This is a genomic window from Marinomonas algarum (genome assembly GCF_020532605.1).
In the GTDB taxonomy this organism is placed as follows: Bacteria; Pseudomonadota; Gammaproteobacteria; order Pseudomonadales; family Marinomonadaceae; genus Marinomonas; species Marinomonas algarum.
Window position 1 is genome coordinate 286365 of sequence record NZ_JAJATW010000001.1, and the last position, 25820, is coordinate 312184.

The window sequence follows — 25820 nt, forward strand, 5'->3', positions numbered from 1 at the left end:
CAAAAAAAACGCTTGGCGAACTCACCAAGCGTTTTAAGCATTCCAAAGCGAAAATTAACGCTTAGAGAACTGAGGACGACGACGTGCTTTGCGTAGACCCACTTTCTTACGCTCTACTTCACGAGAGTCACGAGTTACGTAACCTGCAGAACGTAGAGTACGACGTAGAGTCTCGTCATATTGCATCAATGCACGTGTGATACCGTGACGGATCGCACCAGCTTGACCAGAGATACCACCACCTTTAACAGTGATGTAAACGTCAAATTTTTCAGTTGAATCAACAAGTTCAAGTGGCTGACGAACAACCATTTGCGCTGTTTCGCGACCGAAGTACTGAGAAAGAGTACGGTTATTGATAACTAGGTTACCAGTACCGGCTTTAAGGAACACACGAGCGGTAGACGTTTTACGACGACCTGTACCGTAGTATTGAGTAGCTGACATAATGATCTTCCGTATTAAATGTTAAGTTCTTGAGGCTGTTGAGCAGCATGTGGATGCTCAGTACCAGCGTACACTTTCATTTTCTTGTGCATTGCACGGCCCAAAGGACCTTTTGGCAACATACCTTTAACGGCGATTTCAAGAACGCGCTCTGGAGCGTGATCAATCAGCTTCTCGAAATTCATAGAACGCAATCCACCTGGGTAACCAGTGTGACGGTAGTATTGTTTCGCTGCGGCTTTGTTACCGGTAACGTGAACTTTCTCCGCATTAACAACAACGATGTAATCGCCAGTATCAACGTGTGGAGTGTATTCCGCTTTATGCTTGCCACGTAGACGGCGAGCAATTTCAGTAGCCAAGCGGCCTAATGTTTTGCCTTCAGCATCAACCACGAACCAGTCGCGGCGAACTTCAGCAGGTTTAGCTGTAAAAGTTTTCATCAAAAAACCCTTTCAATACGCGTGCTCAATGACACGCTATACCTATTATTATTGGTTGTTTAAACGCTTTCACGAAAAACAACGTGCACTTACCTTTAAAAAGGCGAGCGAAGTATACATTAACAAAGCTCAATAGAAAAGATGAAAGTGCTTATGGGCGATGCTCTAACGATAAATATTCTTCCGACTGCATTTCAAGCAGACGACTAACAGTACGATCGTATTCAAACGCCAACCGCGTTCCTTTATAAATCTCTGGAATCGCCACCTCTGCAGAAAATATCACCTTGACGTGACGATCATAGAATTCATCCACTAAATTAATGAAACGTCTCGCCAGGTCGTCTGTTGAAGCGTCCATTTGTGGTAAATTTGAAATGATAACTGTCGTGTACAATCGAGCCAGTTCAATGTAATCAACCTGGCTTCGAGGCCCATCACACAACGCTTTAATATCAAACCATGCCAAGCCATCACAACTGCGAATAAGCGGAATACCACGCCCTTCGATCTCAGCAACGCCCCCTTCGACAACAGCAGAGGCATCCGTAATCAAACTTCTAAAACGCTCTTCAAGCGCTTGATCCGCTTCGGCATTTAATGGAAAGTGATAGAGCTTGGCCTGCTTCAATGTACGTAAACGATAATCTACGCCACCATCGACGTTCATCACTTTGGTATGCTTATTAACCAAATCAATCGCTGGCAAAAAGCGCGCACGCTGCAAACCATTCTTATACAATCCATCTGGCTCAATGTTTGATGTTGCAACGAGAGTCGTACCGTTTTCAAACAAAACCTCCAACAGCCCCGCAAGGATCATCGCATCGGTAATATCAGTAACAAAAAACTCATCAAAACACAGCACCTGCGCTTTGTCTGAGATCTGCTTACCGACTACTTCTAATGGATTTTTTACATGCTCAAGCTTACGCATTTCCTGATGCACCATTTGCATAAAGCGGTGAAAGTGCAAGCGCATTTTTCGCTCTGTCGGCAAACAATCGAAAAAAGTATCCATAAGATAGGTCTTTCCACGACCTACCCCACCCCAAAAATACAAACCCCGTTCAACCACTGGGGCTTTCTTTTTAGCGAAACGTCCAAACAATCCACCCGACGGTTTCTCAGGCTGCTTCGCCACCAGACGATCAAATAAATCCTGCAGGGCTTCTACTGCTTCTTCTTGAGCAGGGTCATAATTAAAATCATCTCTAGTCAAATCTTGTTTATAACGTGTGATAGGCGTCATCGGTGCTCTTTACATTAGGTTAGGTGAATGACGATTATTCTAACAAATTGCATCTTAAACAACACCCATCAAGCTGTTATCGTAGAGGCCGTTTCGTTATAATGAATAATCAGTTTTCTTGGAGAAAGTCATGAACTTAGAAGAATTCAATATCATCATCTTTATCACGGGCATTATCATCGGTTGCGTCGCCACCCTTGCTTTTAAAAGCTTTGGTTCCAAAAACAACAAGCAAGACGACTCTAACATTATCACTATGAAAACCTTACAACAGGAGCTAGATAACAAACAGGTCATCATAGATAACTTTTTCTCGGACAGTAATGAGCACCTTGCTACTGTTGAAAAACGTTTAGCGGATTTTAGAAAGTGCTTAGCAGATAACGCCAGTCAAATCAGTAATGTTGCCATCAACAGCAACGCTCAGGAAGAAAAAGCGGAAGAGAGCAAAACAGACAGTGGCTATGAACCACCTAGAGATTATGCACTCAAAAGTGAACAGGAGCCTGGCACACTAAGTGATGATTTTGGCTTAAAATCAGACACTGACGAAGTAGAACCTAAACGCACCATATAAAAAATGGGCTCTAGTAGCCCATTCTCTCTTCTTATTTGATACGCCATTACATGAAAAAATTATGCTGGACTATCAATATCAATAAACACCGCGTCTAAACCCCATTCACTAGTCAACAAACGTGCAATGGATTGTGCACCAAAACGCTCAGTTGCATGGTGTCCTGCGGCAATAAAATGAATTCCCATTTCGCGAGCTATGTGAATCGTCTGCTCTGACACTTCGCCCGTTATAAACACGTCCGCTTGTGCGTCAACGGCCTGTTCGATATAACCTTGAGCACCACCTGTACACAATGCAACTCGCTTAATTGGACGATCATGCCCTTGTTCAAACAGAATATTACGCCCTACTGCTTTCTCCACTAAAAGACCAAAATCTTCTGCAGACAACGCAACACCTAGCTCACCGACAATACCAATTGACTGCTCTATTGACGCCCCAGTCTGTAAACCAACACGGTCAGACAAGCCTATTGCATCCGCCATGCCTGCGTTATTTCCTAAAACAGGGTGAGCATCTAAAGGAAGGTGATACCCAAACAGGTTAATGTCCTGCTTTATCAACGAAGACAGTCGACGATATTTCATACCAACAACACGAGGGTCTTCGTTTTTCCAGAAGTAACCATGATGAACAACAATGGCATCTGCTTGATAATCAATTGCCGCATCAATTAAGGCTTGGCAGGCTGTCACGCCAGTCACGACTCGCTGGATGTTATCCTTACCCTCAACTTGCAGACCATTCGGCGCATAATCTTTAAAATTTTCCGGCTTTAACACACTATTAAGGTGTCGCTCAAATTCTACACGTAACACAATAGCCCCTTTACTCAGAATCACATTCCAGAAGATTACTGCTCTATTTGCTCTTTAAGCGCGGACAGACTTCTTTCAAAATTACTGCCCGCAATATCGTTTGCGAACATCGCTAAATAAGGGCTCAACAAACCGGCACTCAAGGTTCCATTGATCGTCCACTGCACCAACGTCCCTTCGGCAACCTCTGTTAGAGCAATGGTATTTTTAACAAGGTTCACCTTTGGCTTAGGCTGCACATCAAAAAGGACCGTGTAGTTCGACTTATTGGTGACTGACAGGAAGCCTTGCTGCTCCACATCACTATAGAACAGAGCAACTCGATCACCAACAGTCAACTCCCCATCAAAGACTTCTACCTGTCCATTTTGAATATACATCCAATCCGACAAATTATCGCCTTGCAACATACTGCTGAACACTTCTTGCCGCGACGCATCGACAACAATACTGCGCTCTACGCGATACTCTGCCGGCAAGAAAAACCCCATAACAACCAATAACAAGATAACCAAGGCAGCTATACGTGTTACTTTTCGAAGTTTGTACAGTGCCGGAGAATGAGCGGTATTGTCAGCCATTAAGCATCCTTCAAGATACGGTATTCTGCTGACATCGCATGAGCTTCTAAAGATTCGCCACGGGCAAGCGGCGCAGCAATTTTAGCCAAATCACTGGCGCCTTCAGGCGAACAATAAATAAGCGAACTGCGTTTTTGAAAGTCGTAAACCCCTAGCGGAGAAGAAAACCTTGCCGTACCAGACGTTGGCAAAACATGGTTCGGCCCAGCACAATAGTCACCCACAGCTTCAGGCGTATGACGCCCCATAAAAATAGCCCCGGCATGACGAATTTTCTCCACCCATTTTTCAGGCTCATCGATCGATAGCTCCAAATGCTCTGCCGCCACTATGTTGGCAATATCCATCGCATCATCCATATCTTTAACATGAATGAGAGCACCACGGTTTTCTAAGGACACTTTGATAATGTCTTTGCGACTTTGTGTGTCGACTAAACGCTCCATGGCAGACTTCACTTCTTTGATAAAGGCCAAATCTGGAGAAACCAAAATAGACTGAGCATCTTCATCGTGCTCTGCCTGTGAAAATAAGTCCATCGCAATCCAGTCAGGATCGGTTTTACCATCACAAACAACAAGAATCTCAGACGGTCCTGCAATCATATCGATGCCAACAACACCAAAAACCATCTTCTTGGCAGTAGCAACAAAAATATTCCCTGGACCAACAATCTTATCTACCTTAGGAATGCTTTGCGTACCATAAGCCAAGGCAGCAACCGCTTGTGCACCACCAATCGTAAAGACACGATCAACACCGGCAATGTAAGCTGCAGCCAAAACAATGTCATTTACTACACCATCAGGTGTTGGCACCACCATGATGATTTCTTTGACGCCCGCCACTTTTGCAGGCATCACATTCATCAACACGGAAGAAGGGTAAGCGGCTTTACCGCCAGGCACATAAACACCAACACGATCTAATGGCGTCACCTTCTGACCCAACACGGTTCCACTGTCTTCTTGGTATTGCCAAGATGATTGCTTTTGACGCTCATGGTAATCATTCACGCGCTGAGCAGCCGCTTCTAGATTGTCGACCAATTCTGGTGATACACGCTCTTTCGCTAGCGCCAACTCATCCCGAGAAATCTCTAACTCAGATGACTCAACAACTTGGCGTCGATCAAACTTATTCGTAAACTCAATGACCGCCTCATCACCTTTTAAGCGCACTTGCTCCACAATGCCAGCAACAGCATGCTGAACACCTGCATCAGAAACAGAATCCCATGCTAATAGCGCGTCCAGTTCATCGCGAAAACCTTCAGAGCTAGAAGAAAACTCTCGTACATTAAGCTTCACTTACTTACCCTCATTATCTTCCACCGCACGTCGTAACATGTCGATGATAGGTTCAATTTGTGCGTACTTCGTTTTGTAAGCCGCTTTGTTAACAACCAATCTTGTGCTGATCGGCGCAATTAATTCTCTTGATTCTAAACCATTTGCTTTTAAGGTATTTCCGGTGTCAACAATATCAACAATTAAATCCGCTAACCCCATAATAGGCGCCAGCTCCATTGCACCATACAACTTAACAACATCAGCTTGAACACCCTGCTCAGCAAAATAGGCCTTGGCTGTTTTTATAAACTTAGACGCTACTTTTAAACGTCTATTAGGCAGTGGCTCGCCTACAACACCTGCTGTCATTAAACGACACTTAGCTATTTTTAGATCTAGCAATTCATAAAGATTCTTTGTCGACGCTTCCATCAACACATCTTTTCCAGCCACACCAAAGTCAGCCACACCATGATCCACATAAGTCGGCACATCTGTCGCACGTAGGATCACTAATTTAATATGTTCATGGTTAGTATCGAAGATCAACTTACGACTTTTACTAATATCTTCCGCTGGAACAATGTTCGCTTTTTCCAATAGCGGCAAGGTTTCACCAAGAATGCGCCCTTTCGACAACGCAATGGTTAATGTCTTACTCATATTAATTTAACACCCGTGAAATTTTCGCACCCAACAAACCGAACTTCTCTTCGATACACTCGTAACCACGATCAATGTGATAAATGCGATCAATTTTTGTATCGCCTTCTGCAACTAAAGCAGAAAGCACTAAACTCGCTGAAGCACGCAAATCAGTCGCCATAACAGGCGCCCCTTTAAGTTTGTCTATGCCTCTAACAATCGCTGTGTTTCCGGTCACCTCAATATCAGCCCCCATTCGGAGCATCTCATCAACGTGCATAAAGCGATTTTCAAATATATTCTCAATCACACGACCCACGCCCGTTGCAACGGAATTCAAAGCGACAAACTGTGCTTGCATGTCAGTAGGGAAGGCTGGGTAAGGCGCGGTACTTATGTTAACCGCTTTTGGACGCCTGCCCTCCATGTCTACTTCAATCCAATCTTCGCCACAGGTCACCTTAGCGGTTGCCTCTTCTAATTTGGACAAAACCGCTTCAAGGGATTTTACATCCGTATCAACAACACGCACCTTTCCACCCGTGATAGCGGCGGCCACTAAGAAAGTACCGGTCTCGATACGATCCGGCATCACAGGATAAGTTGTTCCTTTTAACGTCTCGACACCATCAATAGTAATCGTATCTGTACCATGACCTGATATTTTGGCACCCATCGCAATCAAGCACTTAGCAAGATCAACCACTTCTGGCTCACGTGCCGCATTTTCAAGCACTGTTTGACCTTCTGCCAATGTCGCGGCCATTAATAAATTTTCTGTACCAGTCACCGTGACTTTGTCGAAGAAAATGCGTGCGCCTTTAAGACGCCCATCCACCGTTGCGACTATGTCGCCACCTTCTACATCTATCTTGGCGCCCATTGCCTCCAGACCACGCAGGTGCAAGTCAACAGGACGGCTACCAATGGCACAACCGCCGGGTAAAGACACCACCGCACGGCCAAAGTGACTGACCAAAGGCCCCAGAACCAGAATCGATGCACGCATGGTTTTTACAAGGTCATAAGGCGCTTCACAATTATTCAGTGTCGATATATCAAGCTGAACGCTCATTTTTTCATCAACCACCACACCGCATCCCATTGAGCCAAGCAGCTCAAGCATCGTTGTAATGTCATGCAGATGGGGAAGGTTTTTAATCGTGATGAGTTCTTTTGTCAGTAACGTGGCCGCTAAAATAGGCAGAGCTGCATTTTTTGCACCTGACGCACGCACCACACCATTAAGCCGAGCACCGCCGGTAATCAGGAGCTTATCCATACTTTTAATCTCTTGTCGTCGCTTTAAAGCGAATTAAATTGTTCTGGCGTGTAGGTTTTCATGGTGACTGCATGGATTGCTCCGCTGGCAATCGCTTCTTGTAGATGAGAATACACAAGTTGCTGGCGTTTAACGGTCGACAGCCCTTCAAAATCCGTTGTGACAACCACTACTTGGAAATTACAACCTTCCCCTTCAGCGATCACTTCACAATTCGCCATTGAGGATTCTAACAATGTTTTTACTTCCGCTGCGTTCACAGTTTCTCCAATATATAAATAGCTTTAATGTTTCGTATTCTACATGAGTCAAGGCAACTACTTAACACCTCGACGAGGCTCTAATCATAAAAAAGCCTGTGTTTTCATGGATTTTAATAAAGCCTGACTCTTCACTGTCTAAAAAAAGAAAAATCCGACCCCATTGCATAGGCTCGGATCTTATTTGTGTAAGAATAGAGGTTAAATCATCCTCAGACCAAGCAACCATTCGCTTATTAGGACTTCTTCGCTAATGAGTCTTTCCATGCGGCAATAGCAGAATCAATATCATTTCTATTTTGTCCCATCATGACACCAAACTGCTTTCGGAATGTCAGACCGAAATTAATATTATTGATCACCACATTACTCAACATCCATTTGTCTTGTTCAGCCTCCTCCATGAAAAAGGAAATACTCAATAGACCGGCCGACTCCATTTGGAACGTCACATCGACTTTCGTTTCTCTACCACGACCTTGAGGCCCTAGTGGTAGAACATTAATCTTATCGGGGTCCAACTCCAACAAAGAAGACCCATAGGTATTCAGCAAGGTATCTTTTGTCACACTGGCAAAGCGTAAGCGTTGCTCAGGTGTTGCTCGGCGATAATACTTACCCATCACCTTCTTGGCAAAATCATCAAAATCCACCACCTTTGCCAGAATACTGTCTACTCGCTCCTCAAGCAAAGCGGGATTTTTCGATAACACGTCTTTCTCAGCAACGATGTCAGTACGAAATGATTCAACGATACCAATCACAGTATCGCGCGCCGCGTCGTTACTCGCCCATAGCGCCGATGAACTTAGCAAAGCCCAGATAAATCCAACACATGTTAACCACTTCAACATAACCTAATCCTCTGAGTCACTTTTGAATAAGAACTGACTGATTAACGTTTCTAAAACGAGAGCGGACTGGGTGTCATAAATTTCTTCACCATTGGTTAACATTTCCTCTTCCGCACCAATAGAAAGCCCTAAGTATTTTTCACCCAGCAACCCACTGGTTAAAATAGCAATAGAGCTGTCAATTGGAATGTTATTTACATCAGCGTCGATGTTCATGGTAACCAACCCCATGTACAACTCTTTATCCAACACAATGGACTCCACCGTACCGACTGTCACACCGGCTATAGTCACTTTCGCACGACTGGTCAAACCACCGATATCATCAAAGCGCGCCACAATCTGATAAGTGTCTTTCTTCCCAGCAAAAGCCAAACCACTGACCTGCACCGCCAAATAAACAAATGCCAGCAACCCTAAAACAATAAAACTACCAACAAAAAACTCAGTACGCTTACTTCTCATTTTAAAAATCTCCAAACATGGCAGCTGTCAACACAAAATCCAACGCCAAAATCGCCAATGAACCCAACACCACGGTGCGAGTCGTCGCTTTACCAATCCCTTCAGAGGTAGGCACACATTCATAACCTTGGTAAACCGCAATCCAGGTCACCACAACAGAAAAGCACACGGCCTTAATAAAGCCATTCATAATGTCAGTATCAAAATAAACAGACTGCTGCATCAACGACCAGAAAGCACCATCATGAACCCCCAACCAACTGACCGATACCACTAGACCGCCCATGATGCCAGTCGCAGAAAAAATAATACTCAACAAGGGCAGGCAAATAACGCCCGCAATGAAACGCGGCGCAATCACTCTACGAAGTGGGTCTACCCCCATCATTTCAAAGCTCGATAGCTGCTCGGTCGCCTTCATCAAACCAATTTCTGCTGTTAAAGAGGAACCCGCTCGACCTGCAAATAATAAAGCGGTGACAACAGGACCAAGCTCCCGAAGCAAAGCCAACGCAAGCAACTGCCCCACGGCTTCCTCTGACCCAAACTTGGCCAGTATGCTGTAACCTTGTAAGGCAAGCACCATACCGATGAAGGCCCCAGACACCACAATAATGACCAAGGACAAAACACCAACAGAATATAACTGTTTGATTAGTAGGTTAATGGCCTCGTTTAGTCTGACCGGAACACGAAAAATACTCTGCACCAGAAAAATGCCCGCTCGACCCACCGCTTCCAGCCAGTCAAGAAAAGACGTCCCTAAGGCAACGATAGGTTTCATGACGCTACCCCTCTTTGATCGCGTTCTAAATCACCGCCCTTCTCCGGATAATGAAAAGGTACCGGACCATCAGGCTCACCATTTAAAAACTGCTTAACCTGCGGGTCGTTAGAAGCACGAATCGCCTCCGCTGTCCCCTCAGCAATAACCCGCCCACCGGACAAAATGCAAACATGATCAGCAATGGATAAAGACTCTTCTACATCATGAGACACCAGCACAGAGGTCATATTTGCAGAATCATTCAACTGTCGAATAAGAGACACCAGCACCCCCTTTGATATGGGGTCTTGCCCAGTAAAGGGTTCATCGTACATGACCAGTTCTGGGTCAAGAGAAATGGCTCTTGCCAACGCCACACGACGCGCCATGCCGCCAGACAGTTCCGAAGGCATCAAATCAGCCGCACCACGTAAGCCAACACTGTGCAGTTTATCTGACACTCTTTGCGAGATCGTGTCATGACTCAACTGGGTATGTTCTTCCATTGGAAAAGCAATATTTTCAGCAACTGACATATCACTGAATAACGCACCACTCTGAAATAGCATGCCCATTTTTCGCCTAACCTTGTACAGATCAGTACGAGAGAGCGTATGTACATCTTGATTATCAACTAAAATGCGTCCTGAATCGGGCGCTAGCTGAGCAGCTATTAGACGCAAGAGCGTTGTTTTGCCGGTTCCACTTGGCCCCATGACAGCGGTTATTTTTCCTCGTGGAATAGAAAGCGATACATTTTCATATATCGTACGACCCGCTCGGGAAAAACGTACATTCTCCACTTTGATATAAGTCTCTGTCACTGATATACCTTTTAGTCCTTGTAAAAACCGCTAAATACTACCACTGCCCTTCATCAAAGAAAATCAACCCCTGTTAATTCCCACTTGTTTGTACGATCAAACCTTGAATTTCAACGTCAAACCTCATTAAATGGTAGCCCCTAATATGATGAGTTATACCAACACCATGCTACTGTTTTCCATTGCCCTGATCGCGGGGCTGATTTTATTGGTTATGAGTTCTGACAAGTTCATTGAACACGCGGCTCTTGTGGCTGAAAAGCTTAACGTTAACCCCATGGTCATCGGGATCACTTTGGTCGCTTTTGGTACCTCCGCGCCTGAAATGGTGGTCTCAGCCATCGCCGCAATCGACAACGCACCTGAAATTGCAGTAGGTAATGTATTAGGGTCCAACATCGCGAATATTGCTTTGGTACTGGGTGTTACGCTTCTTTTTTCTTCTATTCCTATTGCCAAGGGCTTAGCAAAAAAAGAGGTTCCTCTTGTGCTCGGCATTACCTTGTTAAGTGGCTTCTTACTTTACGATCAAACATTAAGCGTCGTTGATGGCATCGTATTGGTTATCAGCTTTATTGTTGTTTTAACCATTCTTTTACGAAGCAGCAAAGACCTAGAGGCGGAATTACAAGACAATCTTCCCGATGACGAAGACGCCTCCGTTGGCAAATCATTGATCATCGCGTTTGTGGGCCTTGCGGTGTTAATTGGTAGCTCTAAATTGCTTGTCTGGGGCGCGATCGGTATTGCAACAGCGCTGGGCGTTAGTGAATTAGTCATTGGTTTAACCATTGTTGCCGTTGGTACCAGCTTGCCAGAATTGGCCGCGTCAGTAAGCAGTGTTAGAAAAGGGCATCATGATATTGCAATAGGAAACATCCTAGGCTCAAACATTTTTAACCTTGCCACCGTACTGCCATTGCCTGCTTTGATTGCGCCTGGCTTGGTGAATGCCAGTGTCATCAGCCGTGATTTCCCGTGGGTATTGGGTTTGACCGTTGCTCTTGCACTGGCCGTGTTTATTTTTGGGAAAACGAAAAACCGTAGTGTCCCTAAATGGATTGGCTTGCCGCTGATTGCCTCTTACGGCATCTACCTATTCACTGTTAGCACAAGTGGCACCTTGTAATGCAACCTAAAGAACGCCAGATCAGCCTCGGTAAAATTGCTTTGGCCATTATTGTTGCAGTCGTCGTCTCTTCGGCTTTTTGGTTTGGCGCCAACACAACAACCAATTTGGTCCCGACGAGCGTTTTAAGCACTTCACCGGATTATTTCATTACTCAGGTCACCGTCAAAAAATTTGACCAAGAAGGCGCCTTAGTGGAAACCTTAAACGCTGAGCAAACCCTGCATTACATCGCTGAGGCCAAAACGATTCTCGAAAAGCCCAGCGTCGAGCGACGCATAGAAGCAGGAAAGTGGCAGGCTCAAGCGGATAAAGGCCTAATTGAAGATGGCAGTAATGATATTTTATTGACCGAAAATGCGACCGCCACAAAGCAGCACCTAGGATCGGATGACATACGTTTAGTCGCAGATAACGTACACTATCTCGATAAAGATCAAACGTTAACAAGTTATGGCAATGCCGCCCTACTCTCCACTCAAGGAGAGACCTCCGCTGAGGAAATAACCACTTACCTTCACTCAGAGGAAGTTTTAATGACAGGATCTGTACGAGGAAAATATGAAACAATTCGTTAGCGCGGGGGCCTTATTAACCGCCATTATTTGCAGCCACAGCGCCTTTGCTTTGCCCGATGACACCAGTCAACCCCTAGAAATTCAAGCTGATGAAGCGTCTTTTAACCAGAACTCGGGAGAAGCCATTTACAAAGGAAATGTTTTTGTAAAACAAGGTTCGATCGAGATTCAAGCGCAATATCTAAAAGTATTAACCAACCCTGAAACGCGCACTTTTAGTCGTTTAGAAGCGCAAGGCACGCCAGCCAAATTCAGTCAGCAGATTGACTGGGCTGGCAACATTGTGATCACACAAGGCAACGAAATCTACTATTCTACGACCAAGTCAGAACTGCAAATTATTGGCGATGGCTACCTCAGTCGATTGGATAACACCATCACCGCCGACACCATTTTGTACATGATACAAGATGGTACTTTTAGCGCAGAAAAACAGGACACCGGACGCGTATCTATGACGCTGCAACCCCAAGCACCTGAGGAAAAGAAATAGATGGCGTTATTAGAAGCGAAGCACCTCGCCAAAAGCTATAAAAAGCGCCAAGTGGTAAAAGACGTTTCTATTGCGGTAGAATCCGGACAAGCTGTTGGCCTACTGGGCCCAAATGGTGCGGGTAAAACCACGTGTTTTTATATGATAGTCGGCATGGTGACGAATGATGCGGGGGGCATTTATATCGACGGCCAAGATATCACGCGTGACGCCATGCATGTTCGCGCACAAAAGGGTATCGGTTACTTACCTCAGGAAGCCTCTATTTTTAGAAAAATGTCTGTTGAAGACAATATCCTTGCCATATTAGAAACACGCAAGGAACTGAATAAATCACAGCAAAAAGCACGCCTTGAAACATTACTGGAAGAGTTCCATATCACGCACATTCGCAGTAACCTAGGTATGGCGCTGTCCGGTGGCGAACGTCGTCGAGTAGAAATTGCAAGGGCGTTAGCGATGAACCCTAAGTTTGTTTTGCTAGACGAACCTTTCGCTGGGGTCGACCCCATATCCGTCGGTGATATCAAGCTGATCATTAAACATCTTCAAGAAAGCGGTATCGGCGTTCTCATTACCGACCACAATGTCAGAGAAACGCTCGACATCTGCGATAAAGCCTACATTGTTGGTAACGGTTACATCATTGCATCAGGTGATGCCAGCACAGTGATAAATAATGAACAGGTTAAAAAAGTTTATTTAGGCGACGACTTCCGTCTGTAACCCCTTATCATCACTGTAGAAAGGGAGTAGTATGCACAACTCGTTCCAATTCACCCAAATAAAAAGTGTTGCTCTATGAAGCAGTCTTTACAGCTTAAACTCGGTCAACAATTGACCATGACACCTCAGTTGCAGCAAGCGATTCGTTTACTGCAACTTTCAACTCTGGATTTAAAACAAGAGATCCATGAGTTCCTTGAGTCCAATCCGCTATTAGAGCTGGATGACGATGAGGGCTTACATATTGACATACCGGCAAGCATCGAGTCCAAAAGCACCCCTGATACACCCGCGGACAACAATGAAGAGGCTCGAGTCGAATCTGAGTGGACAGAAAGCATTCCTGAAGAGTTGTCTATCGACAGTAACTGGGATGACACTTATCAAAGCTCTGCAGCGGTAAGCGATCATCATAGCCATGAAGGCGATGGCGATTTTGAAAGCCGCAATGCACCCTCTGAAAGCATTCAAGACCATTTAATATGGCAACTCAATTTAACGCATATGTCAGATAGAGACATAGAGATTGCTTACGCCATTATTGAATGTGTGCAACCGGACGGCTACCTCAGCATCTCAACCGACGACATTTGTGAGTCACTGAGCACAGAGCTTGATGACCTCGATATTGAAGAAGTCATGGCTGTGCAACACCGTCTACAGCGTTTTGACCCTATTGGCGTCTGCTCAATCGATTTACGTGATTGCCTATTGGTTCAACTAGAAGCGTTTAACACCCATCCTTTGTATAAGAGCACCTACAATTTAATCAATCATTATCTGGCACTCTTAGGCAATCGAGATTTCACGCAACTTAGCCGTAAAACCAAGCTTAAAGACGAAGCGCTCAAAGAAGTCGTTGACCTGATACAACAACTCAACCCTCGTCCGGGTTCCGTGATTGACGCAGATGATACAGATTATGTGATTCCTGATGTCTCGGTGAAAAAACGCAATGGCACTTGGCAAGTCGAACTGAATAATGACGCCCTGCCTCCCGTTAAAATCAACGAAACCTACTCGGCTATGGCCGGTACTGCCGCCACAGGCGAAGACGCCACTTACATTAAAACGTCTCTTCAAGAAGCTAAGTGGTTTATTAAAAGCTTACAAAGTCGAAATGAAACTCTGCTTAAAGTGGCCAGCTGCATTGTTAGTCGCCAAATTGATTTTTTTGAGCTGGGCGAAGAAGCCATGAAACCCATGGTATTACACGATGTTGCTGAAGAAGTTGGCATGCACGAATCGACTATTTCTAGGGTAACCACGCAGAAATACATGCACACACCAAAAGGTATTTTTGAACTTAAATACTTCTTCTCCAGTCACGTTAACACGGCTTCTGGGGGAGAATGTTCATCCACCGCGATACGCGCTATGATTAAAAAGCTTGTCGCAGATGAGCCAGCCAAGAAACCTTTAAGTGATAATAAATTAGCGGCTATTTTAGCCGATCAAGGCATACAAGTTGCTAGACGTACTGTAGCCAAATATCGTGAGGCGATGAACATCCCTCCTTCCAATGAGCGAAAGCGACTGATCTAAGCGGATACTATTTTATCATGTCATTGAAATCATTATTAAAAGCGGAACTTGTTCTCGCACAACAGGACATTGTTAGCAAAAAGCGTGTTCTTGAAAGCATCGCTGATGTTGTATCAAATCGTCTGCATTGTGATAACGAAGCCATTTACGACGCATTGTTAGGCAGAGAGAAGCTTGGCAGTACAGGCATTGGTAATGGCATCGCCATCCCCCACTGTCGATTGGAGTCAGCAAACCAAACTGCGATTGTGGTTATGTCTCTGCAGACCCCCATCGATTTTGATTCAATTGATAAACGAGCAGTGGATTTGATTTTTGCCCTGATTGTGCCGCCCCAAGAATGCGATCAACACTTATCCACTTTGGCGAAAATTGCTGAATTAGCGCAGTCACCTGACGCACTGGATAAGCTGCGCGCCGCACAAACAAATGACGATTTATTTACCGTCTTCGATGCTTTGATATAAGGAAAAGTATGCAAGAAGCTTCTGTAACCATTATTAATAAACTCGGCTTGCACGCCCGTGCAGCGGGGAAATTGGTTGAAACGACGTCCCAATTCTCATGCGACATTACTATTGAAAAAGAGGGTCGTAATGTGGACGGCAAAAGCATCATGGCCATGATGATGCTGGCAGCAGGAAAAGGCACAGAAATACTCGTCAAAACGAATGGTGAAGATGAAGAGGCTGCCATCACTGCTATCTTAGCCTTGATCAATAATCGTTTTGATGAAGACGAGTAACACGTTATGTCAGAGCAAAACACACTTAAGCATTTACAGACAGTCACCGACTCTTTAGAAGCGGGCACAACGGTACAAATCCGTTATCTGCTGAATGGTGCACTGCCAGCACAAGATGTGGCTCGACTACTGGAATCGTCTCCTCCTAAAGAGCGAAAACTCCTTTGGGAGCTGATCGAAGATAAAAATGAAGGTGAAGTACTTCAATATCTAAGCGAAGATATTGGCGTTCAGTTCATGAAAGACATGGACACAGAGCGCCTTATTGCTGTTTCTGAGCATTTTGAAAGCGATGACCTTGCTGATTTATTGCAACACCTTCCTGAAACCATTGTAAAAGAAGTCCTCGCTTCAATGACCGCACAAGACAGAATGCGGGTTGAGGCACTGTTAAGTTACTCGGAAGATTCCGCCGGTGGCTTGATGAACACGGACACCATCACCATAAGACCCAATATCACCCTAGACATTGTTTTCCGCTATTTAAGACGACACGCCACCTTGCCGGATATGACAGACAGTCTGCTGGTTGTAAGCCGTTCGGACCGCCTACTTGGCACGCTACCCTTAACCAAATTACTGGTTTCTGATGTTGATCTAACCGTGCGCGATATCATGGAAACAGAGTGCACGGTGATTACCGCTGAAACACCGGCGAATGAAGTCGCCCAGCTGTTTGAAAAAATGGATCTTGTCTCCGCTCCCGTCATTGACAGCAATACCCAAAAATTATTAGGACGTATTACCATCGATGACGTGGTGGACGTGATTCGGGACGAAGCCGAGCATTCTATGCTTAGCATGGCTGGTTTAGATGATGATGAAGACACCTTTTCGCCTATTTTAAAAACCACCAGACGACGCGCAGTTTGGCTGGGCATCAACCTAGTGACGGCTTTTATTGCTTCCTATGTCATTGGTCTATTCCAAGACACCCTAGACCAAGTTGTCGCCTTGGCGATTCTAATGCCTATTGTTGCTAGTATGGGCGGTATTGCGGGGTCACAGGTGCTGACACTGGTTATTCGAGGAATTGCCCTCAACCAAATTGGTGCAACCAACACCCGATGGCTGTTAAACAGAGAATTAATTGTTGGGTTAATTAACGGCCTGCTGTGGGCAACCGTGATTGCAGCATTAACGGCGCTTTGGTTTGACAACATTAAGATTGCCTATATCATTGCGGGCGCCATCATTATAAATCTGCTGTTTGCCGCCACAACAGGCACACTTTTGCCCATTTTATTAAAAAAACTTGGCATAGATCCCGCTCTGGCAGGCAGTGTCATCTTAACGACTGTGACCGACGTTGTAGGGTTTTTATCCTTCCTCGGACTCGCGACTATTTTTCTTATATAGGTTCCCATGACAAACTTTGATCAATTTGAAAACGAAGAAGACTTACCAAAGAGCAAAACCCAGATCAAGCGTGAAATGGAAGCTCTGCAAGACCTAGGTAAAAAGCTACTAAGTCTCAGTAAAAATCAGCTTAAAAAAGTTGAAATGTCCGATACGCTAAGAGAAGCGTTTGTTGAGGCAGGACGCATTAAGCAACACGAAGCCATGCGCAGACACATGCAATACATCGGTAAGGTAATGCGTACGGAAGATCACGAGGCCATCGCTCAGCGCGTTGCTTTGTTTGATTCAACGTCCGCTGCTTACAACAAGCTGTTTCACCAGCTTGAAGCCAAACGAGACGCACTGATCGGCGAGAATAGCAAAGAGGTATTGTCACAATACCTTGATGAGAACCCGAATATTGAAGAGATTCAACTTCTTAGACAACTCATCAGACAGTCACAAAAAGAAGTCTCTCAAGGCTCCAACACGACTAATCGTAAGAAGCTCTTTCGATTTTTACGCGAAACAGAAGAAAAACGACTTGGTCTTAAAGAGTAACATCTCAGAAAAATAGAACAAACGGAGCAATTTATTAAGCTGCTACGATCAAAAATGCCCTAACAAGTGACAAGGGCATTTTTTTATTATCACCATTACTTTAAGCGACGATGGCTCAAACAAGGCATTTTTGTTCGACAATGCTCAAGATCTTCCCGCTCAATACGATATACAAAATACCCTGGTGACTCTTCTAGTCCCGCTAACTTTCTACCGAAAGGGGAATACAAGCTACTGTGGCCAAACGTCTGTCGCGTTTTGCTATGCCAACCACACTGCCCCACCCCCAACACAAAACACTGATTTTCAATAGAACGCGCCGCCAACAAGATATCCCAATGCGCTTTACCTGTCACATACGTAAAAGCCGCAGGCACTAGAAAAACGTCAGCCCCTTGATCAGTAAGTGCCCGATACAGCTCTGGAAAACGCACATCATAACAAATGCTTAAGCCGATTTTAAAACCATCAATATCCACCACTTGAGGCAATAAATCCCCTTTTTCAATCGCGTCAGACTCTTTATAAGACGCGGCCTTGTCATCAACAGTCACATCAAATAGGTGAATCTTATCGTAACGTCCCACAAACTCACCTTGTGGGTCCACCACCCAACAAGTCTGACGCACTTTCCCATCAGGCACTTCCACGCCATCGGGGCGTAACAAGGAAGGGTGCGACCCTATCACTAAATAAATATTATGTTTTTTCGCCAGTTCCGTCACACATTTCAATAACTCAGCCTGATCATCAGACTCGGCTAAATCGCGCATTTCTCGACCCGCAAACAAAAACACATTTTCAGGCAACACCACTAAACGCGCATTATCTTGAACCGCAAGCTCAACAAGACGAGTCACTTCACGCACGTTTTCTTGCCAATTTTTGGTACTGGTCAACTGTATTGCAGCAACGTTTAGGGTATTCATCATTTTGTTTTTCCTAATGGTTGATAACGGATAGGGGTCATTGTGGGGTTATCAAAAGAGCCTTCTACTTTATACTGAACGCTGGTTACTTTTGATAACTGATCACCAATCAATTTGTCGGTAATGAATAGGATACCGGCCAATTGCGGTGTTCCTAAAAGCAACCCCGCCAATGGCAGCGTACCCGATATAGGAAAGGTTGCAGTTAACTTCTCATTTAATGTTTCATTCACAATGTCGGCTTCGCCCGCCACAACCAATTCCGCTGTCGGTGAAATAATGGTAATCGGAGAGACGGTTCTTAATAGACCATTACCCAGTGACAAAGACCCTTTAAACGTATCATAGGTTAAACCAGGCTCATACACATCGGAGAAATCAAGTGACAAGCGACGACTTAATGCACCGATATTGAAAATGCCCAATGCTTTAAGAAAGGCAGGTAGCTCTTCTATTTTCTTAAAGTTGCCATCTTCAGCAGAGAAAGCAATGCGCCCTGACACAGACGCTCGATCAAAATAGAACGGATGTCCTTTCCAGTTCAAATCAACGCCCATATTGTATTGTTTAGACGAGACAAACGCCTCGTTAGAAAACTTCCCGGTCAACTCAGCTAAATCTGCCCCTTTCGCAGCGAGCGACAACACCACCTCGGAATCTTCCGCCTTGTCACGCCATATCAGGCTACCGTTAAATTGCCCCGTCGTAAGCTTAGAATGAATGGGATCAATTTGGACCACACCGCCCTGTTGTTGAACATTCAATTGCCAATCACCGTAGGGCTGCTCATTCAGATAAAACTGATCAATCGACAAGGTCATGTTTGGAATTTGATAAGCTGAAATGGGAGCAACAGCCTCCTCATTATTCGAATCCGCTTTTGTTGAGGTATTCCAACTTAAAAAGCCAAAATGGGCGTCAGGCAAACCCGCTTTATTGGTTAATGAGAGATTTAATTCATCCGCACTGATCAGTAAATGACGGCTTCCCGCCACGGTGTAGTTCACCTTAAAGTTGTGCCAAGTGTTGTCTTCGTTGACCACCACTTCGTCAACAATAAAATTGGCTTGACTGAGCCAGTCTGGTAAAGACAAACTCATTGGCGCATCAGCGGGCGATGTGTCTTTTTCTTCCTCTTCCACATCACTCAGTACCGCCAACCAATCGTCCACGTAAAATCGTTCAAAATCCCCTGTCACCATAAGACCATTGGGAATGGAGGGACGAAAGGCTAAGTTTTCATTATTGCCTAATAAAAGCTCCCCCCCTACAAAGTGGTCATTTTGCAGCAAAAGGCGTGCTTTTGTCATCGACGCGTAATCCACATCGATCACAATGTCGTTTTCGTGTTTCCTAACTTTCACTTTTAAAGGCGTCATCACCTCAGCTGTTTTCCCTAATGGCTCAGGTAAAGCGGCACGCACCCCTAACAGCTGACTGTCTATTTCAACGTCTATCTGCCCTGGTTGGGAACGATTAATCGCTAATTGGCCCGTATAACTTGCTTGCCCTTCGAGTTTCGTCACACCAGCATTGGGCAATTTATTCCACTCAGCCACTTTCTTGACATCAACATAACCAGATAAATCTCCGATGACTGACAAGTCCTCGGTTTCTGACGTGCTTGACGTCAGTACTAGCATTGACACACCACCCAACGACTGAAACTCAAAGACCGAGTCGGTAATCCCCTTATCCGAGTCGAAGTTAAGTTGGCCGGTTTGCACATACGACGCTAACTGAATGTCACTGATATCCAATGTATTGTCTTCAAACTGAAGGCTTAATCGAACATTGGGCTCAACCTCTTCATTAAAAGGCACGGAGACATCATAACGCCCCTTCACTTGACCGCCCACATACCAGTTTTCAAACGGTTCTAGCACGGATTCAGATAACGGCGTTTGTCGTAATGTCGATAAAACAGTAGCAGCTTCTTCATTAACATCGCCACTTAAATGTAACCAAGGTGCGGCGCCATCAACAATCGGGACATGAATTGATAAACCTGTCACTGGTAGATCAAGCAAAAAGCCTGAATCGACAAGAACCGATACACCCGAAGCATCGAGTGCAAACGAGCCTTGTACCTTCTTCGCCGCAGGCCAGGATTTGTCAAACTCGACATCAAGGTTCGCCACATCCAACGCAACACGAACGTGTGGCACGGCCTCGCCCGACAATTCCCCATGAATAAGCACATCCGCACGGGGGATCTGTCCATCGCCTTGAAAAGCTTGCTCAATCCAAGCCTTCAACTCAGGTGACAAGGCCTTGGGAGGTATATAGGTTAAGCGTTCATTAACAGATAAAGAGGTGCCATGAAGATCCAAAGCAATCCAATCTGGCTCGGTTGGTCTCACTTCTAAACGAAAGCCCCCTTCGACAGTGGCGCCCAATCTTTGCACCTGAAGGTCTCGTCCAGCGACTAAAAAGGTGTCTTGTTGCTTTTGCCAACTCACATGACCCGATAAACGATCAGTCTGCCATGCTTCGTCATAGACAGTATCGAAATACACCAAGCTTTCTTGCGCAGAGAAATCCACGTAACCCTCGTCGTTGCTCAAGCTGATTACCCCATTAACCTTGGTCGCTCGTGGGATGCCATTGTGCGCTTGAATAGAAGCGGACTGAAGGTTACTCATAAACTGAAACGATGGCATGCCTTCTTCTTGCCACAATCGAACAACACCATTTTTAGCCATGCCCTGGGGGCTCAAACCCGTTAAGATTTTTCCTGCATTACTCGCTTCTGGAATAAAGCGTGAAGCAATCTGGTTTGATACGGCCAAATCCAAACGATCAAAGGCTAAGTTTGCGCGCTGTGTTAATGAAGACCAATCAAACGTGACATCAGTCATCGGGTAACGTTTACCCTCTGAGTCTTCTACCGTCAAATCATTGGCTTCCAAACGCATACTGGGACGGTTTTGAGAGAAATGAAATTTTAGATCAGAACGCAGTTGATATTGCTCACCATCATTAAAAGACACCTTGATATGCGTGTCCCTTGTTTGCACATCAAACTCTTTGCCAACGAGTATATCAAGCCAAAGCTCACTGCCCAGCTCAACCGATGACAATCCAAAATTATGGGTTTTCAACAAGCTAGTAAGGGGTAGCGATAGATTTGGTGCTTGAATAGACGCCTTTACACGATAATTACCCAACAGACTACGGGTTTTATCAAGACGGGCATTGACACGAATGGGGGCCGCTTCATCATCTAAATACACCTCTGCCGTTAGCAAAGACTCAAACGCTTTTTGAAAAAGGTAAATCTGAGGAATACGAACCACATGCTCACCCAGCTGAGCGCTGTCTAAGTGAACACTCGCTTCTAAAAGGGAGAAATTACGTTGTGCTGCCAAATAATCCAGTACTCGCTCAACCCCCACCTCACTGCTGACATTGCGAGAGGGTGTCGCCCCCTTGAGACGCCATATTCCATCACGCTCCTGTAAGTCGACAGTAGATTGAACAAAACGAATATAAGTAAACTGTGGGCTCAAGCTTAATAAGGACTTAACGGTATCAAGGCGAACACGCATCTCTTCAATGCGAATGGCTTTGTCACCATTCGCCGTGAGCGTAAAACCTTCAACCGAAATGGTGGGGTCAATCCCTTCTAAACGACCGTCTATCTGAGTTAACGTAACAGGATACCCTACGATTTGTTGTAGATTCCTTTCGATTTGAGGCCGATAGTGGTCAAGATAAGGTAATAACTGCCCGACACTGAGCGCAAAGATTGCCAACAAGGCAGAGAAAGCCACCGCTCCCCAAAAAGCAAACAGAATACACTTTCTCAACAACCAACCCATATTAGGTCCTTGTTAGTATTAAGAAACACCGCTCAGCATCGCGGTGCATTACGTTACCTAAGTACAACATCATACTGATCTTGCGTGTAAACAGAGTCCACCTGAAAATGAATCGTCTTACCGATAAAGGCTTCTAACTCCGCAACCGCTGCACTCTCTTCATCCAAAAACCGCTCAACCACCGAACTGGCCGCCAAAACGGAATAAGTTTGTGAATTGTAAGCTCGATCTGCCCGCAGTATTTCGCGAAACACCTCGTAACACACCGTTTCTGGCGTCTTCACCAAACCACTGCCTCGACAAGATCGACAAGGCTCACACAAGGTTTGCCCTAGACTTTCACGGGTTCTTTTACGTGTCATTTCAACCAAACCTAACTCAGAAACTCCCGTGATTTTTGTTTTGGCATGGTCAACGTCAAGCACTTTTTCAAGCATTCTCAACACTTGACGTTTGTGCTCATCGTCTTCCATGTCGATGAAATCAATGATAATGATGCCACCCAAATTACGCAGTCTTAACTGCCGGCCTATCGCTGTTGCCGCCTCAAGGTTGGTTTTATAAATTGTTTCTTCTAAGTTTCGACTGCCGACAAAAGCGCCCGTATTCACATCGATGGTGGTCATTGATTCGGTTTGCTCAACCAACAAGTAACCGCCTGATTTTAGTTGAACCTTTCGATCCAGGGCTTTCTGAATCTCATCTTCGACACTGTAAAGGTCAAAAATAGGACGTTCGCCCGGATAATATTCAATACGCTCTTTTAACTCTGGAATAAAATCTTCAGCGAAAGCGCGCAACTTAGCGTAATTCTCTTTCGAATCGATACGAATCTTTTCAGTGCTTAAACCAACTAAATCTCTCATGGTACGAAGGTGCAAAGGCAGATCTTCATAAATAATAGACGGTGCCTTGGCGTTTTGCATGCGTCGCTTAACAGACTGCCAAAGACGGGTCAAAAACTTAATATCCGCTAAAATCTCTTCCTCGCCCGCTCTTTCAGCAGCCGTTCTTAAAATATAACCACTGGTTTCATCAGCGTCCGTTAATGCTTCTGAGACAAGCGATTTTAGTCGGTCACGCTCTACTTCATCTTCTATTCGCTGACTGACTCCCACATGAGCTTGATCCGGCATGTACACCAAATAGCGCGAAGGAATAGACAGATGAGTGGTCAAACGCGCTCCTTTTGAGCTAATTGGGTCTTTGGTGACTTGCACCACCAAGGCCTGACCCTCTCGTAGATAATCACCGATCTGATCACTTGGGTTAACTGCATCCCGACTCACCACTTCGGAAACATGAATAAAAGCCGCTCGCTCTAGGCCAATATCAACAAAAGCCGCTTGCATACCTGGCAATACTCGGACGACTTTGCCTTGATAAATATTACCCACAATGCCTTTGCGGCTAGAACGCTCAATATAGACTTCTTGTAATACGCCATTTTCAACGAGAGCAACGCGGATTTCCATCGGCGTCACATTAATCAGTACATCTTCATTCATGGGACATATCCTCTAATGAATGGATTCCAAATTGAGCAAGCAATTGCGCTGTTTCAAACAAGGGCAATCCAACGATAGCAGAATAAGAGCCTGAAATAGAACGAACAAAAACAGAACCCAAACCTTGGATCGCATAAGAACCGGCTTTGTCTTGAGGTTCACCGGTTCGCCAATATTGGTCTATTTCTACATCAGAAATTGCTCGAAATGACACCTCATTGGTCACACAAACACTCACTTGTTGCTCTCCACTCAAGTCAGTCAGACATAAAGAAGTCAACACTTGATGAGTACGACCAGATAAACGTCGCAACATTCCTCGGGAGTCTTCTAGCGAACTCGGCTTACCAAGAATATGACCGTCCACTACAACACTGGTGTCTGACGCAATAAAGACAACAGAAGACGCTTGATCGTCATTTTGTTGATACTTCATAACAGCAGCCCGAGCTTTTTCAGCGGCCATTCGAATCACGTAGTCTTTAGGTGGTTCTTGCTGAAGGGGGGTCTCATCTATATCGGCCGGCAAAACCGTAAACGCTTTTACCAGCTGACTGAGTAATTCTTTTCTTCTCGGCGAAGCGGAAGCCAAAACAAGCATAAACTTTCCTTTAAAACGTTTTTAACGGATAGCATACATGCGGCGCACACTGCGCAAGATAATGAATGACCAAGGCCACAATAACCCAGTAATCACTGCCGGCATAAAGATCATTAGCGTCGGCTCCGCATGACCCACATAGTGGTCTATCCAAAAATCCAATAATTGATTAATACTGACCAATAAACAAATAAATACCCCTTGCTGCCAAGGGTGATACATTCTTAAGCGCTTATAAAAAACCGCACATACGTAGGCAATAATGACGTACGTTAACGAATGTTGACCAATAATACCGCCCTGAAGCAGGTCTACCATCAAACCAGATAACCAAGCAGAGCCCACACCAACACGAAAAGGCAGTGCAATGACCCAGTATAAAACGACCAACAACGCCCATTCAGGTCGATACCAAACAAACCCTTCTGGAAATGGCATCGCCTCAAGCATTAAAGCAACCAGCAAGGTCATACCAAAGACTAGAACCGATTTCATTGTGCTTCCGCCTCAGGCTTTTCAATCAACATAACGTGACGACTACGCCCTAATTGCGCTAATGGCACCACGTCAACATCGGCGTAAGCCTCACCTTGCGTGTATTTAACGCCCCTTACAACACCCACGGGATAACCACTTGGAAAACGCTCATCCAGTCCCGACGTGGTCAAAATATCGCCTTTTTTGATATCCACCGATCTTGGTACACTCATGAGCTGTAGACGCTTTAGACTGCCCGTACCACGTAATATCCCTCGAAAACCGGTTCGCGCCAGTTGCACAGGTATAAAGTGGCTGGCATCGGCAATTAACAACACCCGACTGCTGTAAGCGGACATCTCTACTACTTGCCCCAAAACACCCGTCGCATCCAAAACAGGTTGCCCCACATAGGCGCCTGAAGAAAAACCTTTGTCGATCATTAATTTATGACTATAGGCATTTTGATCAAAGCCAATCACTTCGGCCATGACAATTTTCTCATCGACCCGTTGAGACGCATCCAACAATTCACGCAAGCGCACATTTTCTGCCTGCAACGACTCAAGCCGCTGTTGACGACTGCGCAACAAAAGAATCTCAGATTGGAGTGTTTGGTTTTCTTTGACCAGCTCTTCTCGACTGGCAAGGTGCTCGCCAGCCCAGTTGAGCATTTTTTGCGGGGTGTTTACGACAACCTGTATGGGCGTCACAAACAACGTAAGATAAGGCCTTACATTTGCGAACATGGCATAGCGCACATCCGCAACAATCATCGCTATCGACAACAGAAACAAGACAACAAACCGTGCACTTGATATCTTGCCGTTAAAAGGAAGCGAACTGTTAATGAC

The 25820-nt window shown here is 45.2% G+C and carries 29 protein-coding genes; 10 read left to right on the forward strand and 19 right to left on the reverse strand.

Annotated features, from left to right (window positions below; translation table 11 throughout):
• Positions 1-54: 54 nt before the first annotated feature.
• From rpsI to zapE, 3 genes are all read right to left on the reverse strand, one after another.
• Positions 55-447 carry a 30S ribosomal protein S9 gene (gene rpsI, locus LG368_RS01400; protein WP_226752928.1) on the reverse strand — a complete coding sequence of 131 codons (393 nt, stop codon included), beginning with the start codon at positions 445-447 and terminating at the stop codon, positions 55-57.
• A gap of 14 nt (positions 448-461) precedes the next feature.
• Complete coding sequence (rplM, locus tag LG368_RS01405) at positions 462-890, reverse strand: 50S ribosomal protein L13 (protein WP_226752929.1); 429 nt, start codon at positions 888-890, stop codon at positions 462-464.
• A gap of 151 nt (positions 891-1041) precedes the next feature.
• Entirely contained in the window at positions 1042-2142 is a 1101-nt protein-coding gene (zapE, locus tag LG368_RS01410; protein ID WP_226752930.1) for a cell division protein ZapE, read from the reverse strand.
• A gap of 130 nt (positions 2143-2272) precedes the next feature.
• On the opposite strand from zapE, the gene LG368_RS01415 reads away from it, so the two are divergent.
• The gene (locus LG368_RS01415; RefSeq protein WP_226752931.1) at positions 2273-2719 is read left to right on the forward strand and encodes a ZapG family protein; all 447 of its coding nucleotides are present in this window, start codon (positions 2273-2275) and stop codon (positions 2717-2719) included.
• Positions 2720-2778: 59 nt separating this feature from the next.
• Here the strand turns inward: LG368_RS01415 and LG368_RS01420 are convergent, their stop codons facing one another.
• From LG368_RS01420 to LG368_RS01465, 10 genes are all read right to left on the reverse strand, one after another.
• The gene (locus LG368_RS01420) at positions 2779-3540 is read right to left on the reverse strand and encodes a Nif3-like dinuclear metal center hexameric protein (RefSeq protein WP_226752932.1); all 762 of its coding nucleotides are present in this window, start codon (positions 3538-3540) and stop codon (positions 2779-2781) included.
• 35 nt (positions 3541-3575) lie between these two features.
• Entirely contained in the window at positions 3576-4121 is a 546-nt protein-coding gene (locus tag LG368_RS01425; RefSeq protein WP_226752933.1) for an SRPBCC family protein, read from the reverse strand.
• Entirely contained in the window at positions 4121-5431 is a 1311-nt protein-coding gene (hisD, locus tag LG368_RS01430; protein ID WP_226752934.1) for a histidinol dehydrogenase, read from the reverse strand. The genes LG368_RS01425 and hisD overlap by 1 nt, the downstream gene beginning before the upstream one ends.
• Positions 5432-6076 (reverse strand): ATP phosphoribosyltransferase, encoded by a 645-nt coding sequence (hisG, locus tag LG368_RS01435; RefSeq protein ID WP_226752935.1) that lies wholly within the window; start codon positions 6074-6076, stop codon positions 5432-5434.
• A 1-nt stretch (position 6077) separates the two neighbouring features.
• Entirely contained in the window at positions 6078-7340 is a 1263-nt protein-coding gene (gene murA, locus LG368_RS01440; RefSeq protein ID WP_226752936.1) for a UDP-N-acetylglucosamine 1-carboxyvinyltransferase, read from the reverse strand.
• Between the two features lie 23 nt (positions 7341-7363).
• The gene (locus tag LG368_RS01445; protein WP_226752937.1) at positions 7364-7600 is read right to left on the reverse strand and encodes a BolA family protein; all 237 of its coding nucleotides are present in this window, start codon (positions 7598-7600) and stop codon (positions 7364-7366) included.
• 236 nt (positions 7601-7836) lie between these two features.
• Complete coding sequence (locus LG368_RS01450) at positions 7837-8454, reverse strand: MlaC/ttg2D family ABC transporter substrate-binding protein (RefSeq protein ID WP_226752938.1); 618 nt, start codon at positions 8452-8454, stop codon at positions 7837-7839.
• A 3-nt stretch (positions 8455-8457) separates the two neighbouring features.
• The gene (gene mlaD / locus LG368_RS01455; RefSeq protein WP_226752939.1) at positions 8458-8919 is read right to left on the reverse strand and encodes an outer membrane lipid asymmetry maintenance protein MlaD; all 462 of its coding nucleotides are present in this window, start codon (positions 8917-8919) and stop codon (positions 8458-8460) included.
• Position 8920: 1 nt separating this feature from the next.
• Entirely contained in the window at positions 8921-9703 is a 783-nt protein-coding gene (gene mlaE, locus LG368_RS01460) for a lipid asymmetry maintenance ABC transporter permease subunit MlaE (protein ID WP_226752940.1), read from the reverse strand.
• Complete coding sequence (locus tag LG368_RS01465; protein ID WP_226752941.1) at positions 9700-10509, reverse strand: ABC transporter ATP-binding protein; 810 nt, start codon at positions 10507-10509, stop codon at positions 9700-9702. The genes mlaE and LG368_RS01465 overlap by 4 nt, the downstream gene beginning before the upstream one ends.
• Before the next feature lie 145 nt (positions 10510-10654).
• Here LG368_RS01465 and LG368_RS01470 point away from each other — a divergent pair, with 145 nt between their 5' ends.
• From LG368_RS01470 to yjgA, 9 genes are all read left to right on the forward strand, one after another.
• Positions 10655-11638, forward strand: coding sequence for a calcium/sodium antiporter (locus tag LG368_RS01470; protein WP_226752942.1), 984 nt, complete (start codon positions 10655-10657; stop codon positions 11636-11638).
• Positions 11638-12216, forward strand: a complete 579-nt coding sequence (gene lptC, locus LG368_RS01475; protein ID WP_226752943.1) for an LPS export ABC transporter periplasmic protein LptC — start codon at positions 11638-11640, stop codon at positions 12214-12216. The genes LG368_RS01470 and lptC overlap by 1 nt, the downstream gene beginning before the upstream one ends.
• Positions 12200-12709: a lipopolysaccharide transport periplasmic protein LptA gene (gene lptA, locus LG368_RS01480; protein ID WP_226752944.1), complete on the forward strand. Its 510-nt coding sequence runs from the start codon at positions 12200-12202 to the stop codon at positions 12707-12709. Before lptC ends, lptA begins: the two co-directional genes overlap by 17 nt.
• Positions 12710-13435, forward strand: coding sequence for an LPS export ABC transporter ATP-binding protein (lptB, locus tag LG368_RS01485; protein WP_226752945.1), 726 nt, complete (start codon positions 12710-12712; stop codon positions 13433-13435).
• A 75-nt stretch (positions 13436-13510) separates the two neighbouring features.
• Positions 13511-14980 carry an RNA polymerase factor sigma-54 gene (locus LG368_RS01490; RefSeq protein WP_226752946.1) on the forward strand — a complete coding sequence of 490 codons (1470 nt, stop codon included), beginning with the start codon at positions 13511-13513 and terminating at the stop codon, positions 14978-14980.
• Between the two features lie 17 nt (positions 14981-14997).
• Positions 14998-15447 carry a PTS IIA-like nitrogen regulatory protein PtsN gene (gene ptsN / locus LG368_RS01495; RefSeq protein WP_226752947.1) on the forward strand — a complete coding sequence of 150 codons (450 nt, stop codon included), beginning with the start codon at positions 14998-15000 and terminating at the stop codon, positions 15445-15447.
• An 8-nt stretch (positions 15448-15455) separates the two neighbouring features.
• A complete protein-coding gene (locus LG368_RS01500) occupies positions 15456-15725 on the forward strand; it encodes an HPr family phosphocarrier protein (RefSeq protein ID WP_226752948.1) in 270 nt (89 codons plus the stop codon).
• Positions 15726-15731: 6 nt separating this feature from the next.
• The gene (mgtE, locus tag LG368_RS01505) at positions 15732-17084 is read left to right on the forward strand and encodes a magnesium transporter (protein WP_226752949.1); all 1353 of its coding nucleotides are present in this window, start codon (positions 15732-15734) and stop codon (positions 17082-17084) included.
• Between the two features lie 6 nt (positions 17085-17090).
• Positions 17091-17627, forward strand: a complete 537-nt coding sequence (gene yjgA / locus LG368_RS01510) for a ribosome biogenesis factor YjgA (protein ID WP_226752950.1) — start codon at positions 17091-17093, stop codon at positions 17625-17627.
• Between the two features lie 95 nt (positions 17628-17722).
• Here yjgA and LG368_RS01515 read toward each other — a convergent pair whose 3' ends face one another.
• From LG368_RS01515 to mreC, 6 genes are read right to left on the reverse strand one after another with little or no spacing between them, the layout of a single operon-like run.
• The gene (locus LG368_RS01515; protein WP_226752951.1) at positions 17723-18559 is read right to left on the reverse strand and encodes a carbon-nitrogen hydrolase family protein; all 837 of its coding nucleotides are present in this window, start codon (positions 18557-18559) and stop codon (positions 17723-17725) included.
• Positions 18556-22380: a YhdP family protein gene (locus tag LG368_RS01520; RefSeq protein ID WP_226752952.1), complete on the reverse strand. Its 3825-nt coding sequence runs from the start codon at positions 22378-22380 to the stop codon at positions 18556-18558. Before LG368_RS01520 ends, LG368_RS01515 begins: the two co-directional genes overlap by 4 nt.
• Positions 22381-22433: 53 nt before the next feature.
• Positions 22434-23888, reverse strand: coding sequence for a ribonuclease G (rng, locus tag LG368_RS01525; protein WP_226752953.1), 1455 nt, complete (start codon positions 23886-23888; stop codon positions 22434-22436).
• The gene (locus tag LG368_RS01530; protein ID WP_226752954.1) at positions 23881-24489 is read right to left on the reverse strand and encodes a Maf family protein; all 609 of its coding nucleotides are present in this window, start codon (positions 24487-24489) and stop codon (positions 23881-23883) included. The genes rng and LG368_RS01530 overlap by 8 nt, the downstream gene beginning before the upstream one ends.
• Before the next feature lie 21 nt (positions 24490-24510).
• Entirely contained in the window at positions 24511-24984 is a 474-nt protein-coding gene (mreD, locus tag LG368_RS01535) for a rod shape-determining protein MreD (RefSeq protein ID WP_226752955.1), read from the reverse strand.
• On the reverse strand, positions 24981-25763 hold the full coding sequence (gene mreC / locus LG368_RS01540; protein ID WP_226752956.1) for a rod shape-determining protein MreC: 783 nt from the start codon (positions 25761-25763) through the stop codon (positions 24981-24983). The genes mreD and mreC overlap by 4 nt, the downstream gene beginning before the upstream one ends.
• Between the last annotated feature and the right edge of the window lie 57 nt (positions 25764-25820).